Source organism: Verrucosispora sp. WMMA2044, from assembly GCF_027497155.1.
Taxonomy (GTDB): Bacteria; Actinomycetota; Actinomycetes; order Mycobacteriales; family Micromonosporaceae; genus Micromonospora; species Micromonospora palythoicola.
Map to the genome: position 1 here is coordinate 5,561,362 of NZ_CP114913.1, position 14,209 is coordinate 5,575,570.

Below are 14,209 nucleotides of genomic sequence, written 5' to 3' on the forward strand. Positions count from 1 at the left end.
GTTGTCAGCCTAAAGGAGCCCGGTGGCCGGTCCGTCGGGACGGTCAGGCCAGTCCCCGGTAGCGGCCCCGGTGATGCAGCAGCGGTTCCACGTCGTCGGTCAGTTCCACCCGCTCGATGGTCGCCTCCACCAGCAGACCCCAGCCGTACTGCCGGGCACCGTCGAGGCGGCAGCCGGCCCAGCCGCCCGCGTCGTCCGGCACCGGCCCGTACGGCGTGTCCAGCCAGCCACCGATGGCGAACAGGCCGCCCGGCGAGGGGAACAGGCCGGCGAACCGGTCGGCGAGCTGCCGGTGCGACGGACCGAGCGGGGCCACGGCGAAACGGCCGGCCTCCTCGACCGCCGCCCACAGCTCCGACTCGGCGTCCACCAGCCCGAGCAGTCGGCCCGGCTCACCCTCGGCGACCAGGGTCGACGACACCGTCAGGCCGGCCGGCCCCGGCGCCGTCCAGAGGGTCACCGGCGCGGCGAGCCGGCCCCGCAGCCGGCGTACGGGCGAACGATCCTCGGCCGGCGCGGCGAACGGGTCGGTGTGGTGGATCCGGGCACCCGGCTCATGATTCACGTGAAACATTGTGACCCGTCCGCCCGATTCGCGGGCCTCGGCTACAGCTCGCGAGATGCGGCATGTTGGGGTGTCTCCCGGTAGGGACACCGCGACATGCCGCATCTGGTGCGACGGTCAGCGGCGGGGAGTGACCAGGGCGAGCAGTTCGGGCTGGCGGCGGTCCAGCACGTCGCCGGCCAGGTACGCGCCGAGCAGCGCCGCGCCGACGCCGTAGGCCACGCCCAACGGCAGGCCCAGCCAGAGCCACGCGTCGCCGAGCAGTGCCGCGGCGAGCACCATCGGTGCGGCGAGCGCCCCGGTGGCCACCATGGCCAGCAGGGTCAGCATGCCCTTGACCACCCCGGCTCCGCTGTTCATCGCGAACGGGTTGCTCGTCTCCGGCAGCGAGTACGCGCCCAGCACCGAGACGAACGAGTTCACCGCCAACCCGGCACCGTAGGTGGCGACCAGAGCACCCGCCATGAATCCGATCCACGTCGGCTCGCCGAGCACCAGCGCGATCACCACGGCGACCACCGCCAGCATCGGCAGCACGTAGAGCGAGAACGCGGTGATCCGGGCGCGCAGCTCCAACCGCCCCGGCACACCGGCCACCACGTTCGCCGCGTACGCGCTGCCGTCGAAGCCGAACTGGTTGGCCAGCGTCACCGCGGCGAGCAGACCGACGAAGAGCATGGAGAGGCTGACCAGCACCGGCGAGGAGTCCCCGGCGGCGCTGAAGCCCTGCTCGCTGTCGAACGTGAAGCCCTGCCCACCGAAATTGACCATCACCGGCACGAAGAGACCGACCACCGCGATGGTGATCAGGTTGGCGCGTCGTCGGGCGTCCCGCCACCAGTAGCGGGCCTCCCGGGCGACCAGGGCACCGAACCGGTCCCGGTGCAGCCAGCCGGTGGCCCGGGGGAAGAGCTGGGCCACCACGCCGCCGGTGACTCCGGGCCGTGCCCGGGTGGGTCCGGCGGTCGCCGCGCCCACCATCGCCGACTCCAGCGAGCGTGACCACCAGGCCAGCAGCGCGACGATCGTCAGCACAGTGATCAGCAGCTTCACGGGCGCGGCCCAGGCCCGGCCCTGCGCCACGTCGATACCCACCGTCCAGGGGGCACCGAGGGGAGTCCACCCGATCACCGTCGCCACGCCGGTGAGCCGGTCCCAGTCGGTGTCCTGGATCGCGGCCACGCCGGCGAGCTGCAACGGGCCGAGCGAGGCGGCGAGCACCGCGAGCAGGACGGCGGCCAGGTCGCGTACCCGGCGGGAGCGGAGCATGGAGGCGAACGCGCTGGTCACCGCTCGGGCACCGGCGACGCAGAGGAGCAGCCCGCAGACCACCCCGACGGCGGCGACCAGGGCGGCCGACCAGCCGCCGAACACCCCGGCGGTGACCACCAGCCCGGAGAGGGCCAGCAGCGCGGCGACCGTGGGCACGCTCACCAGCGCCGCCGCGAACAGCCCGGTCACCAGGGTGCGTCGGGACAGCGGCAGCAGCGCGAAGCGGGCCGGGTCGAGTGTCTCGTCGACGCCGAAGAAGACCAGCGGCAGCAGCAGCCAACCGAGCACCGTCAGACCACCGGCGAACGCGGCGACCAGCAGGGCGTACCGGTCGTCGCCGGCCAGCCCGGGAGCGGCCAGGCCGAAGAAGGCAGCGACCGCGAACCAGAGCCCGATCAGCGAGCCGACCAGGAACAGCGCCACCCGCCAGCCCTGACCGCGGAAGTTGTTGCCCATCACCCGCAGCTTCAGCTTGACGAAGTGACGCGCCGAGACCGACCGCACCTGGCTCGCCGGTGCGGTCACCGGGACAGCCACGCCAGCTCCTCACCGGTGGCGGTACGCCCGCCGACCACCTCGACGAAGACGTCCTCCAGCGAGCGGTCGCCGCGTACCTGCTCCAGCGTGCCGACCCGCTTGATGGTGCCGGCGGCGAGGATCGCCACGTGCGTGCAGAGCCGTTGCACGACCTCCATGACGTGGCTGGAGAAGACCACCGTCCCGCCGCCGGCCACGTACCGCTTCAGGATGTCCCGGATGAGTGCCGCCGAGACCGGGTCGACCGCCTCGAACGGTTCGTCGAGCACGAGGACCCGGGGACCGTGCAACAACGCGCAGGCCAGACCGATCTTCTTCTTCATGCCCGCGGAGTAGTCGACCACCAGGGTCCGGCCGGCGTCGGCGAGGGCCAGCACGTCGAGCAGCTCCGCCGCCCGCTGGTCGACCACGGCCGGGTCCATGCCGCGCAGCAGACCGTGGTACGCCAGCAACTCGGCCCCGCTGAGCCGGTCGAACAGGCGTACCCCGTCCGGCATGACGCCGAGCAACTGCTTCGCGGTGACCGGATCGGCCCACACGTCGTGGCCGAGCACCCGGGCGCCGCCGGAATCGGGCCGTAGCAGCCCGACGGCCATCGACAGGGTGGTGGTCTTGCCGGCGCCGTTCGGGCCGAGCAGCCCGTAGAACGAGCCGGCCGGGACGTCGAGATCCACGCCGGCCACCGCGACCTTGCCGTCGAAGCTCTTGGCCAGGCCGCGCAGCGCCAACGCCGGGTGCTCACCAGTCATGCGCCCGACCGTATCCCGTGCCGACCAGCCCGCCGCCCGACCGGAGGAGGATCCGCAGCTCATCCCCGAGGCGGACCAGCGCCGAGCCGGTGCCGCAAGGGCGAACTCACGAGTGGAGGGCGTCGGGGGCGTGCAGGCGGAGCATGGTGCGGCCGATGTCGGTCGGGGCGCGACGGCGGGTGGCCAGCGACACCGCGATCATCACCGTGAAGGCAAGCGGCACCGTCCAGGCGGCCGGCTGGGCGATGAGGGTGGCCGGCCAGCCGGTCAGGGCCGGGCCGAGGACGGTGACCAGGACCGACGCCACGGCGGCCCCGCCGCCGACGAGGATCCCGGCGGCGGCGCCCGCGTCGGTGAGACCCCGCCACCAGATGCCGAGCACCAGCAGCGGGCAGAAACTGGACGCGGCGACCGCGAACGCCAGGCCCACCACCTGCGAGACGTCCAGACCGGAGACGTTGAGGGCGAGAACCGTCGGCACCACCCCGGCGATCACCGTGGCCAGCCGGAAACCGCGCACCGAGCCCCGACCGAGCACGTCGGTGGAGATCACCCCGGCGACGCTGGTGAGCAGCCCGGACGAGGTGGACAGGAAGGCCGCGAACGCCCCGGCGGCGACCAGCGCCGCCAGTAGCCGGCCGGTGGTCCCGGCACCGAGCGCCGCCTCGGGCAGCAGCACCACCACCGCGTCGGTCTGGCCGGTGACCAGCAGTTGCGGTGTGTAGATCCGGCCCAGTACGCCGTAGATGGTGGGCAGCAGGTAGAAGACCCCGACGAGGGCCAGGACCACCAGCGTGGTCCGCCGGGCGGCGGCCCCGTCAGGGTTGGTGTAGAAGCGGACAAGCACGTGCGGCAACCCCATGGTGCCCAGAAAGGTGGCCAGGATCAGCGAGTACGTGCCGAACAGTCCCCGGTCGTCGGAACCGGCGTCGCTGGGCAGCAGCCAGTCGGCGGCCCCGTTGGCCACCCCGGAGACCTCCGGCACCGGTTCACCCTCGGCGAAGCTCAGCTCGTCGCCGGGGCGTACCTCCAGGGTCTGACCGTCGGAGAGGGTGAGCACGGCGCGTTGCTCGACCACCACGGTGGTCGCCGTCCGGAACGTGGCTCCGTCGGGCGGGGTCACCGCCGGGCGACCGTCGGCCTGCCACTGCAAGGCCAGGAAGATCGCCGGTACGGCCAGCGCGGTCAGCTTGAGCCAGTACTGGAACGCCTGCACGAAGGTGACCGCCCGCATCCCACCCAGGGCCACGTTCGCGGTGACGACGGCGGCCACCACCAGCGCGCCGACCGGGTACGGCGAGCCGGCCAGCGTGGCCAGCGTCAGACCGGCACCCTGGAGCTGCGGCACCAGGTACAGCCACCCGATGAAGATCACGAAGACGGTGGCCAGCGTCCGTAGCCTGCGGGAGCCGAGCCGCAGTTCGCAGAAGTCGGGCAGGGTGAAGGCGCCGGACCGACGCAGCGGCGCGGCAACGAACAGCAGCAGGGCCAGGTAGCCGGCGGCGAACCCGACCGGATACCAGAGCACGTCCACGCCGTACTTGAGGATCAGCCCGGCGACGCCGAGGAAGCTCGCCGCCGACAGGTACTCGCCGCCGATCGCGGCGGCGTTCCAGGTGGGGCTGACCACCCGGGAGGCGACCAGGAAGTCGGAGGTGGTGCGGGCCAGCCGCAGCCCGTAGAAGCCGATGGCGACGGTGACCAGGGTGACCGCCACGATCGCCGGTACGACGAGACCGTTGCCCACGTCAGCGCTCCGGCCGCTGGACCAGGTCGGTGAAGTCCTGCTCGTTGCGCTCGGCCAGGCGGACGTACGTCCACCCGACGGCGACCAGGAACGGGAAGGAGAGCACCCCGAGCAGCAGCCACGGCAGGTTGACGCCGAGCACGGTCATCCGGCCGACGGAGGGTGCGATGGCGAACAGCCAGGGCAGCCCGCCCAGCCCGACCATCACCACCGCCGACAGTTGCAGGGCCAGCGCCAGCTGAGCGCGGACCAGGCCGCGAACGAGCGCCTCACCGACCCGGGTCTGCTGGGTCAGTTCGGTGTGGGTGCCGGCGGGCCAGCGCGACCGGCGGGACACCTCCGCCAGCACCACCCGGGTACGCGCCGGTGGTCCGGATCCGGCGGTCGCATCGGGAGTTCCGGCGGGGTCGGGGCGGCGGGGTGCCGGCGGTGCATCCTCGGCGGCCATCCCGGCAGTCTCGTCGGCCCGACGGGAATGTCAAGCGGCCTGTGGACAACGGTGTGGACAACCGGTCGGGCCTGTGGACAACCCGGTGGACAACACCGTCGGTCAGCGGCTCCACTCCTGCTTGGCGGCCCGGACCAGCTTGTCCTTCAGCTCCCGGGTGTGCCGCCGGCTCACCGGCAGCTCGGTGTCGTCGATGACCACCACGTAGCCGGAGTTGACCAGGCGGAGTTCGGCGATGAGCCGCAACTGCACCAGGTACGACCGGTGGATCCGGACGAACCCCGCATCGGCCCATCGTTCGGCGAGCGTCGCCAGGGAGACCCGTACCAGGTGCGACCCGTCCGCCGTGTGCAGCCGGGCGTAGTCGCCCTGCGCCTCGACCCACCGCACCGCGGACCGGGGCAGCATCCGGGTGGTGCCGGCCAGCTCGACCGGGATGGTGGGATCCTCCTCGGCCCGGGCCAGCGCGGCGGGATGGGTGGGTACCACCCGCGAGCCGACCACCCGGCGCAGCGCCTCGGCGAGCCGCTCGGCGCGTACCGGCTTGCGCACGTAGTCGGTGGCGCCCACGTCGAAGGCGTCCGCGGCACCGTCGTCGTACGCGGTGACGAAGACGATCGCCGGGGGGCGGGCGAAGCGGCGCAGTACCCGGGCCAGCTCCATGCCGTCCAGCCCGGGCATCCGGATGTCCAGGAAGACCACGTCCACGTCGTCGTCGCGCAGCACCCGCAGCGCCTCGGTCGCGTCACCGGCCGTGTGCAGCCGGGCCACCCGGGGGTCGGCCCGCAGGTGGTACGCCAACTCGTCGAGTGCCGGTGGCTCGTCGTCGACCGCCAGCACCCGCAGGAAGCCGGTGCCGGGGGCCGGGCCGGAGCCGGTCACGAACCGGCCCGTACGCCGGGGTGGAACTTCGGCACCCGCATGCTCACCTTCGTACCCGAGCCGACGCCGGTCTCGACGACCAGGCCGAAGCCGTCGCCGAAGACCGACCGCAGGCGCTCGTCGACGTTCGACAACCCGACGTGCTGGCCCGGATCGTCCCCCGGGTCGCCGGTCGACCCGGCCAGCTCGGCGATCCCCGCGGTCAGCGTGGCCGGATCCATCCCCACTCCGTCGTCCTCCACCGTTATGTGGCATTCGGCGCCCGCGTCCCGGGCCTCGATGCTCACCATGCCCGTGCCCGGCTTGCGCGACAACCCGTGGCGTACCGCGTTCTCGACAAGTGGTTGCAGGCACAGGAACGGCAGGATCACCGGCAGCACCTCGGGGGCGATCTGGAGCCGCACCTGGAGCCGGTCGCCGAACCTGGCCCGTTCGATGGTCAGGTAGCGGTCGATCGAGCGCAGCTCCTCGGCCAGCGTGGTGAACTCGCCGTGCGCCCGGAACGAGTACCGGGTGAACTCGGCGAACTCCAGGATCAGCTCCCGGGCCCGTTCCGGGTCGGTACGGACGAAGGAACCGATCGCGGTCAGCGCGTTGTAGATGAAGTGCGGGCTGATCTGGGCGCGCAGGGCGCGTACCTCGGCCCGGGCCAACCGCTCCCGGGACGAGTCCAGCTCCGCCAGGGCCAGTTGGCTGCCGGCCCAGTGGGCGGTCTCCAGGGTGGCCTGGACCAGACCGGGTGCCGGTGCACCGTCGGTGACGGCGACCAGCGCACCGGCGATCCGGCCCGACGCCCCACCGAGCGGGGCCACCACCGCGCCCCGGACCGGACAGTCGATCCGGTCGCAGGTCAGCTCCGCCTCGCCCAGCACGGTGGAACGCTCGGAGGCGATCACCCGTCGGGCGGCGGTCCGGAGCTGCTCCCGGTGGTGCGCGCCGCGTCCGTCCAGCGCGAGCAGGTCGTCGGCGTCGGTCAACGCCAGCCCTTCCGCGCCGACCAGGGTGCGCAGGTGACGGGCGGCCTTCGCCGCGCCGGCCGGGTTCAGCCCGGCCCGCAGCGGTTCGGCCGCCAGTCCGGCGGTGTGCAGCACCTCGTAGGTCGCCCGTTGCCCGGGCGTGGCGATGCCGCGCCGACCGCGCAGCCGGCCGACCGCGTACAGCGCCCCGGCCAGCACACTGACCAGTGAGAAGACGCCGATCACGGCGGAGATGTTGCCACCCACGTCGACGATCCTGCTGGTTGCGGACGCTGCGGGAAAGGGGTGGACGCCGGTCAGTAGGCGCCCTTGCGCGCGACCACCACGCCGACCGTGCGCCACAGGATGCTCAGGTCGTACGCCAGCGACCAGTTGTCGACGTAGTACAGGTCCAGCCGGACCGCCTCGTCCCAGGAGAGATCGGAGCGACCAGACACCTGCCACAATCCCGTCATTCCCGGGCGGACCAGCAGTCGGCGTCGCACATCACCGAGGAAGTCACCGTCGTCGGCGGGCAGCGGACGCGGCCCGACCAGCGACATCTCACCCTTGAGCACGTTGATCAGCTGCGGCAGCTCGTCGAGCGACGAGGCGCGCAGGAAACGGCCCACCGGGAACACCCGTGGATCCTGCTTCATCTTGAACAGCATGCCGTCGGTCTCGTTCTGGTCGACCAGGCTGGCCAGCCGGTCCTCCGCGTCGACGTACATGGTCCGGAACTTCCACACCCGGAACGTGCGCCCCTCGTGTCCCACCCGGGGTTGCCGGAAGAAGACCGGACCCGGGTCGGAGATCCGGATCGCGATGGCGATCGCGATGAACACCGGGATCAGCGCGAGCAGTCCGAGCCCGGCGGCGACCCGGTCCATCATGTTCTTGGCCAGCAGCGCCGGCCCGGAGAGGGTGGGCTCCTCGACGTGCAGCAGCGGCAGGCCCTCGATCGGGCGGATGTGCACCCGGGGCCCGGCGATGTCGGTCAGCTGTGGGGCCACCACCAGGTCGACCCCGGAACCCTCCAACTGCCAGGCCAGGCGGCGCAGCTCACCGGGCTCGGCGCTGGCCGAGCCGCAGACCGCGATGGTGTCCGCGCCCATCTCGCGGACCAGGGCCAGCACGTCGCGACCGGCGTACACCGGGACCGGAGTCTGCACGCCCTTGGCGGCCGCGTACCCGTCGGTGATGTGGATGGCGACCGGGACCAGCCCGGCGGCCGGGGTGCGGGTGACGGCCGTGTACACCTCCAGGCACTCCGGCAGGGTGCCGACCAGCACCATCCGGTGCGCCGCCTGCTGGATGTTGCGCCGGACGGTGTGCAGCACGAAACGGGCCAGGATCCGGCCCAGCAGGATCAGCAACAGCGCCAGCAGCAGCGCCGTGCCGACGGTGAACCGGGACAGGTCGGTCTTGGTGGCGAAGGCGAGGAACGACAGCGCCGCGCATACGGCGACCCCGGCCCGGATCACCCGCTTGAACTCGTCCGGCCCCAGCCCGAGACAGCGCCGGTCGTAGGCCCCGTTGAACCAGAGGGTGACCAGCCAGCCGAGCGGCAGCAGCAGGAACGCCACCGTGTAGAACCAGGTCGGGTCGTTCTGGGCCTGGTGGAAACCCGCGGTGGCCTGGTCGAAGGTGCGGATCGCGGTGTAACTGGCGAAGGCCGCGGCGGCGAAGTCGAGCAGCAGCAGGATCGCCGTGTACGGCCGGTGCCAGCGCGACACGCGCCGCCGGGCCCGGGCCCACGCCGATCGGGGTACGCCGTTCGGAGACGGCGGGTTCGGCGGCTGGATCTCGAAGCTGTCGACGTGCCGCACGAGTCTGCTCCGGCCTTCGTTGGTCACCGGGCGCTGGAGGCTAGCCGTCACCTCACCCATGTCCTCCCGCATGACCCATGGCGTTCACTCGCCGTGACCGCCCGGGTCGCCCACCGTTCCAGTTTCCCACGCGAGTTCCGTTCCGTCGCCGACCCGAGGGACATTGCGCGGCGGCCACCTACCGCCTGGGATCTGGCCGGCCCCATGCCATTCGGAAGCCGGGGACCGGGGCCACTATACCGATGGATGGCGGCCCCGGTAGAGCGCCGGACCGGTGGTTGCGCACCGCGCGTCCGATTCCGCTCCGTAATCAGTGAGTGGCGTTACTCACCGTACGAGTCTGGACAACCGTCGGTCAGCAAGGGGCTTTCCGCCGGTCTGGCAGGTCGGGCAGTACTGGAGGCTGGAGTCGGCGAACGAGACCTCCCGGACGGTGTCGCCGCAGACCGGACAGGGCAGCCCGGTGCGGGCGTGCACCTTCAGCCCGGACCGCTTCTCGCCCTTCAACTCCGCCGCCCGCTGCCCCAGCGACCTGGTCACCGCGTCACCCAGCACCCGACGGGTCGCCGCGTGCAGGGTCGCCATCTGATCGTCGGACAGCCGGTCGGTCAACGCGAACGGCGACAGCTTCGCGGCGTGCAGGATCTCGTCGGAGTACGCGTTGCCGACCCCGCCGAGCACCGACTGGTCGGTGAGCACCCCCTTGACCTGGCCCCGGCGGCCACGCAGCGCGCTGGCGAAGGTGGCCAGGTCGGCCGAGAGCGCGTCCGGCCCGAGCTTGGCCACCCCCGGCACCGCCTGCGGGTCCGTCACCAGGTAGGCGGCGAGCTTCTTCTGCGTACCGGCCTCGGTCAGGTCGAAGCCGGAGCCGTCGTCGAGGCGTACCCGGATCGCGATCGGTCCCTTGCCGGGGCGTAGCGGAACGGTCGAGGCGAACGCCTCCCGGTAGTGCAACCAGCCGGCGCGGGCCAGGTGGACCACCAGGTGCAGACCGCCGTCGAAGACCACGTCGAGGAACTTGCCGTACCGCCGGGCGTCGATCACCGCCCGGCCCGCGACGGCGGTCGGCGCCGGGTCGTACGTCTTCAGGGCGCTGATGGCGGCGACCTCCAGACGGTCGACACGCCGGCCCACCGCACGCTGTCGCAGGTAACCGGCGAGCGCCTCCACCTCCGGTAGTTCGGGCATCGTCCAACGGTAGCCTTCTTTCCCGTGAGAATCGTGGTGGCGCACAACCGGTACCGAGAAGCTCAGCCGTCCGGTGAGAACACCATCGTCGACGCCGAGATCGCCCAGCTCACCGCCGCCGGGGTGGAGGTGCTGCCGTTCCTGCGCAGTTCGGACGAGATCCCGACGATGCCGAGGACGGCGAAGGCGCTGCTGCCGATCTCCCCGATCTACGCACCGCGCGCCCAGCAGGAACTGGGTCGGCTGCTCACCGAGCATCGCCCGGACGTGCTGCACCTGCACAACCCGTACCCACTGCTGTCGCCCTGGGTGGTGCGGACCGCGCACCGGCACGGGGTGCCGGTGGTGCAGACGGTGCACAACTACCGACAGGTCTGCTCCTCGGGGCTGTACTTCCGGGACGGCATGATCTGCCAGGACTGCCGGGGCCGGGCCCTGGGCGTGCCGGCGGTGGTGCACCGCTGCTACCGGGGATCGCGGGCGCAGAGCGCGCTGATGGCCACCACGCTGGCCGTGCACCGGGGCACCTGGAAGTCGGTGGACCGGTTCATCGCGCTGACCACCGCGGTCGCCGATCACCTGCGTGACTACGGCATCCCCGATTCGCGAATCGTCGTGAAGCCGAACGGAATCCCCGACCCGGGCGCGCCCGCACCGCTGGGCCAGGGTTTCCTGTTCCTCGGCCGGCTCTCTCCCGAGAAGGGCCTCGACCTGCTAGTGGAGGCCTGGCGGCGACACCCGGACGGCGCCTTGGGCCCGCTGCGCGTCGCCGGAGACGGTGAGCTGCGCCCGCTTGTCGAAGCGCTGGCGGCAGAGCGCTCCGACGTGGCCTACCTCGGCCCGCTGGACCGGGCCGGCGTCCGGCAGGCGCTGGCCGACAGCGCCGTGGTGCTGGCGACGTCCACCTGGCACGACGTGCTGCCGACCGTGATCATCGAGGCGTTGGCCAGCGGCCGGCCGGTGCTCGGCACCGCACTCGGCGGCATTCCCTACCTGGTCGGCGCGGACACCCCTCGGGAGCCCGCCGGTACCGGTCCGGCCGTGGCCGCCTCGGCGTCCGCCCCAGCCGTCTCCGGTGCCGTGCCCGGCTCCTCGGCCCCGGACTCCGGCGACCGGCCCGACGCCGGGTCCTCGGTACCGGGCAACGCTGCCGGGCAGCGGTGGGCGGTGCCGGCCGGTGTGATGACCGGCGAGGCGGGCTGGGTCGTGCCGCCGGAGCCGGCCGCCCTGGCCGCCGCCCTGCCGATGGCCGCCGCCGGTGCCTCGGCGCTCTCGACTGCCGCCCGGCTGCGTTACGAGCGCAACTTCCACCCGGACACCGTCACCAAGCGCCTGATCGACATCTACGCCGGCCTGCGCCGCTGAGGGCGGCACGGCTTGCGGGATGTCGCGGCTTCCGGCGACAGGAAGCCGCGACATCCCGCATCTCACGAACGGGTGCCGCGACGTCGGTCAGCGGAGGCTGGCGCGGGCCGAGAAGGCGATGCTGGCCAGGAGGAAGCCCCCGTTGACTGCGGTGAAGGCGATCATGACCCAGAGGGTGAGGGCTGGGGCCAGGGCCAGGACCAGGGCGGCCACGAAGATGACGGCGCCGTAGTCGCGGACCAGCTTTACCAGGCGTACGGGCAGGCTGGTGGAGGTGACCATGCTGGCCGCGTTCGGGCCGGACTGCATCACCGAGGTGACCAGGTTGACCATCCAGGTGCCTGCGAACGCCGCCACCAGCCAGGCCGGCGTCGCCGGCTGCTGCGCCACGGCGGTGGCGGACAGGGCGGCGACCAGGGCGATCTGGGCGGCCACGTCACAGAGCACGTCGACCCGGGCGCCCGCCGCGCTGCCCTGCCCGGTCACCCGGGCCAGTTGACCGTCGGCGCAGTCCAGGGCGTACGCGATCTGCCAGCCGACCAGGGCGACAAGCCCGACCACCGGAGCCGGCACGTCCCCGCTGGCGACCGGGCCGGCGAGCGCGACCACGGTGACCGAGGTGGCCAGCCCGAGCAGCAGGTTGGTGATTGTCAACGCGGTCGGCCGGAGCCCGAGACGCTGGGCGACGAGCGCGAAGACCGCGCCGATCCACTGGCTGACCGACTCGCTGAACAGGCCACCGCCCCGGTTCACCCGGTGGAAGTCGGTGACCGTGGGGTGGGACGGCTCAGCCAAGGTGCTCACGAAGGGCGTCAACGTAGTCTCCCAGCCGGGTACGTAGGTCGTCGGCGGACAGCGCCAGGTGCTCGAGGATCGTGTAACGGTCGGGCCGGGTGTTCGGGGCGAAGGCCACCGCCTCGACGAACTGCTCGTCGGTCAGCCCGAGGTCGGCGGGTCGGGTGGACAGCCCGTGCCGGTGCAGGCAGCGGGCGAGCTGGCCGAACCGTTCCAGGTCGCCCCGGAGGAAGGTGCAGAACAGCGCGCCGAGGCCGGCCTGTTCCCCGTGCGAGGCGGTGCTCGGGAAGAGGTGGTCGATGGCGTGCGAGATCTCGTGGTCGCCGCCGCTGGCCGGCCGGCTGGACCCGCAGATCGACATCGAGATGCCGCCCAGGATCAGCGCCTCGGCCAGCGTGGTCAGGAACCCGTCGTCGGTGATCTTCCCGGGATGGTTGACCAGCGCCTCCGCGCCGGTGCGTGCCAGCGTCACGGCCAGCCCGTCGATCGGCTCGCCGCGCACCTCGTGGGCCAGTTCCCAGTCGGCGCAGGCGCTGAGGTTGCTCACCGCGTCGCCGATGCCGGCCTGGGTCTGCCGATCCGGGCCGTTCTCCACGAAGTCGAGGTCGACCAGGACGGCGATCGGGATGTGCACCCCGTACGAGCCCTTGCCGCCCTCGTGCGTCAGCGACGCCACCGGAGAGGCGATCCCGTCGTTGGCGAGGCTGGTCGCCACGGTGACCATCGGGATGCCGTAGCGGGTGGCGGCGTACTTGGCGGTGTCGATGGTCTTCCCGCCACCGATACCGACGACGGCGTCGTAGTTGCGGCGACGCAGCTGGTCGCCGAGCTCGTTGGCGGAGTCGACGCTGCCGCCGGCGACGGTGAACACGTCGGCCGACCCGAGCGAGGGCCGGCACAGCTCGACGATCTTCTCGCCCTGACCCGGGCCGACCACCACCGCGACGTCGCCGCCGCTGGAGATCCGGCGGTCGGCCAGCAGCGAGCCGAGGTCGGCCACCGCACCCCGGCGGACCTCGATCGACAGCGGCGTCGCGACGGTACGGGCTAGTAGCGGCACGCGATCTCCCGCGCCCGGGCCAGGTCGGCGTGGTTGTCGACCTCGACCCAGGCCACATCACCGATCGGTGCGGCCCGGACCTCGCCGCCACGGTCGGCGAACTCCTGGTACCCGTCCTCGTAGTACAGGTTCGGGTCACGTCGCCAGGTCGCCTCCAGGGCGTCGGCGAGCGCCTCGGCCACCTGCGGCTCGATGAGGGTGGCCCCGATGTACTCGCCGTACGCCTCGCCCGGGTCCATCAGCTTGGTGATCCGGGTGAGTTGGCCGGCGGCGTCGAAGGTGGTCTTCATCTCCTCCTCGGCCAGCGGCTTGAGGGTGTCGACCGCGAGCAGCACGCCCGGCCCCCGCTCGGCCAGCAGGGTCTTCTCGATGCTCACCGGGTGCACGGTGTCGCCGTTGACCAGCAGAACGCCTCGGGAGAACCAGTCACGCGCCAGCCAGAGGGAGTACGCGTTGTTCCACTCCTCGGCCTTGTCGTTGGGCACCAGGGTGATCGTGACGCCGTACCGACGCTCCAGCTCCGCCTGGCGTTCGCGGACGGCGTCGGCGGCGTAGCCGACCACCACCACGACCTCGGTGAGCCCCACCTCGGCCAGGTTGCGCAGCGCGATGTCGAGGATGGTGATCTCACCGTCCACCGGCACCAGCGCCTTGGGCAGGGTGTCGGTGTACGGGCGCAGCCGGCGACCCGCGCCAGCTGCCAGCACCATTCCGACCATGCCCGCATCAGTTCCTGTTCTCGCAGCGTTCACCGAAGGAGGATAGCGCCGCCCGGGGCGGCGCCGTCGCCGGTCAACCGGCCACCGGTCGTCCCCG

Annotated in this window: 13 protein-coding genes; 1 reads left to right on the top strand and 12 read right to left on the bottom strand. The window is 72.2% G+C overall.

Going from position 1 to position 14,209, the window contains the following annotated elements:
* Window positions 1–43: 43 nt before the first annotated feature.
* The 9 genes from O3597_RS25330 to O3597_RS25370 form a co-directional block, all read right to left on the bottom strand.
* Window positions 44–622 carry a flavin reductase family protein gene (locus O3597_RS25330; RefSeq protein ID WP_281604634.1) on the bottom strand — a complete coding sequence of 193 codons (579 nt, stop codon included), beginning with the start codon at window positions 620–622 and terminating at the stop codon, window positions 44–46.
* A gap of 60 nt (window positions 623–682) precedes the next feature.
* The gene (locus O3597_RS25335) at window positions 683–2,374 is read right to left on the bottom strand and encodes an ABC transporter permease (RefSeq protein WP_281602585.1); all 1,692 of its coding nucleotides are present in this window, start codon (window positions 2,372–2,374) and stop codon (window positions 683–685) included.
* On the bottom strand, window positions 2,359–3,123 hold the full coding sequence (locus O3597_RS25340) for an ABC transporter ATP-binding protein (protein ID WP_281602586.1): 765 nt from the start codon (window positions 3,121–3,123) through the stop codon (window positions 2,359–2,361). Before O3597_RS25340 ends, O3597_RS25335 begins: the two co-directional genes overlap by 16 nt.
* Before the next feature lie 106 nt (window positions 3,124–3,229).
* Window positions 3,230–4,870 carry a cation acetate symporter gene (locus tag O3597_RS25345; protein WP_281602587.1) on the bottom strand — a complete coding sequence of 547 codons (1,641 nt, stop codon included), beginning with the start codon at window positions 4,868–4,870 and terminating at the stop codon, window positions 3,230–3,232.
* 1 nt (window position 4,871) lies between these two features.
* Entirely contained in the window at window positions 4,872–5,318 is a 447-nt protein-coding gene (locus O3597_RS25350) for a hypothetical protein (RefSeq protein ID WP_235944967.1), read from the bottom strand.
* 102 nt (window positions 5,319–5,420) lie between these two features.
* Window positions 5,421–6,200 (bottom strand): LytTR family DNA-binding domain-containing protein, encoded by a 780-nt coding sequence (locus tag O3597_RS25355; protein ID WP_164448841.1) that lies wholly within the window; start codon window positions 6,198–6,200, stop codon window positions 5,421–5,423.
* Entirely contained in the window at window positions 6,197–7,423 is a 1,227-nt protein-coding gene (locus O3597_RS25360) for a histidine kinase (protein WP_164448842.1), read from the bottom strand. The genes O3597_RS25355 and O3597_RS25360 overlap by 4 nt, the downstream gene beginning before the upstream one ends.
* Window positions 7,424–7,473: 50 nt before the next feature.
* Entirely contained in the window at window positions 7,474–9,045 is a 1,572-nt protein-coding gene (locus O3597_RS25365; RefSeq protein ID WP_164448911.1) for a sugar transferase, read from the bottom strand.
* A 267-nt stretch (window positions 9,046–9,312) separates the two neighbouring features.
* Window positions 9,313–10,173: an Fpg/Nei family DNA glycosylase gene (locus O3597_RS25370; RefSeq protein WP_164448843.1), complete on the bottom strand. Its 861-nt coding sequence runs from the start codon at window positions 10,171–10,173 to the stop codon at window positions 9,313–9,315.
* Between the two features lie 24 nt (window positions 10,174–10,197).
* On the opposite strand from O3597_RS25370, the gene O3597_RS25375 reads away from it, so the two are divergent.
* Window positions 10,198–11,538, top strand: coding sequence for a glycosyltransferase family 4 protein (locus O3597_RS25375; protein WP_281602588.1), 1,341 nt, complete (start codon window positions 10,198–10,200; stop codon window positions 11,536–11,538).
* A gap of 87 nt (window positions 11,539–11,625) precedes the next feature.
* Here the strand turns inward: O3597_RS25375 and O3597_RS25380 are convergent, their stop codons facing one another.
* Genes O3597_RS25380 through O3597_RS25390 form a run of 3 tightly spaced genes read right to left on the bottom strand, consistent with a single transcriptional unit; the run spans window position 11,626 to window position 14,112 of the window.
* Entirely contained in the window at window positions 11,626–12,342 is a 717-nt protein-coding gene (locus O3597_RS25380; protein WP_281602589.1) for a CDP-alcohol phosphatidyltransferase family protein, read from the bottom strand.
* The gene (locus O3597_RS25385) at window positions 12,326–13,393 is read right to left on the bottom strand and encodes an iron-containing alcohol dehydrogenase family protein (protein WP_281602590.1); all 1,068 of its coding nucleotides are present in this window, start codon (window positions 13,391–13,393) and stop codon (window positions 12,326–12,328) included. The genes O3597_RS25380 and O3597_RS25385 overlap by 17 nt, the downstream gene beginning before the upstream one ends.
* The gene (locus tag O3597_RS25390; protein ID WP_164448912.1) at window positions 13,381–14,112 is read right to left on the bottom strand and encodes a phosphocholine cytidylyltransferase family protein; all 732 of its coding nucleotides are present in this window, start codon (window positions 14,110–14,112) and stop codon (window positions 13,381–13,383) included. The genes O3597_RS25385 and O3597_RS25390 overlap by 13 nt, the downstream gene beginning before the upstream one ends.
* Window positions 14,113–14,209 lie beyond the last annotated feature (97 nt).

What these genes read in the sequence shown, in the direction of transcription:
- O3597_RS25370 (WP_164448843.1), bottom strand. Translation starts at nt 10,173, where the DNA reads ATGCCCGAACTACCGGAGGTGGAGGCGCTCGCCGGTTACCTGCGACAG.
- O3597_RS25340 (WP_281602586.1), bottom strand. Translation starts at nt 3,123, where the DNA reads ATGACTGGTGAGCACCCGGCGTTGGCGCTGCGCGGCCTGGCCAAGAGC.
- O3597_RS25350 (WP_235944967.1), bottom strand. Translation starts at nt 5,318, where the DNA reads ATGGCCGCCGAGGATGCACCGCCGGCACCCCGCCGCCCCGACCCCGCC.
- O3597_RS25365 (WP_164448911.1), bottom strand. Translation starts at nt 9,045, where the DNA reads ATGGGTGAGGTGACGGCTAGCCTCCAGCGCCCGGTGACCAACGAAGGC.
- O3597_RS25390 (WP_164448912.1), bottom strand. Translation starts at nt 14,112, where the DNA reads ATGGTCGGAATGGTGCTGGCAGCTGGCGCGGGTCGCCGGCTGCGCCCG.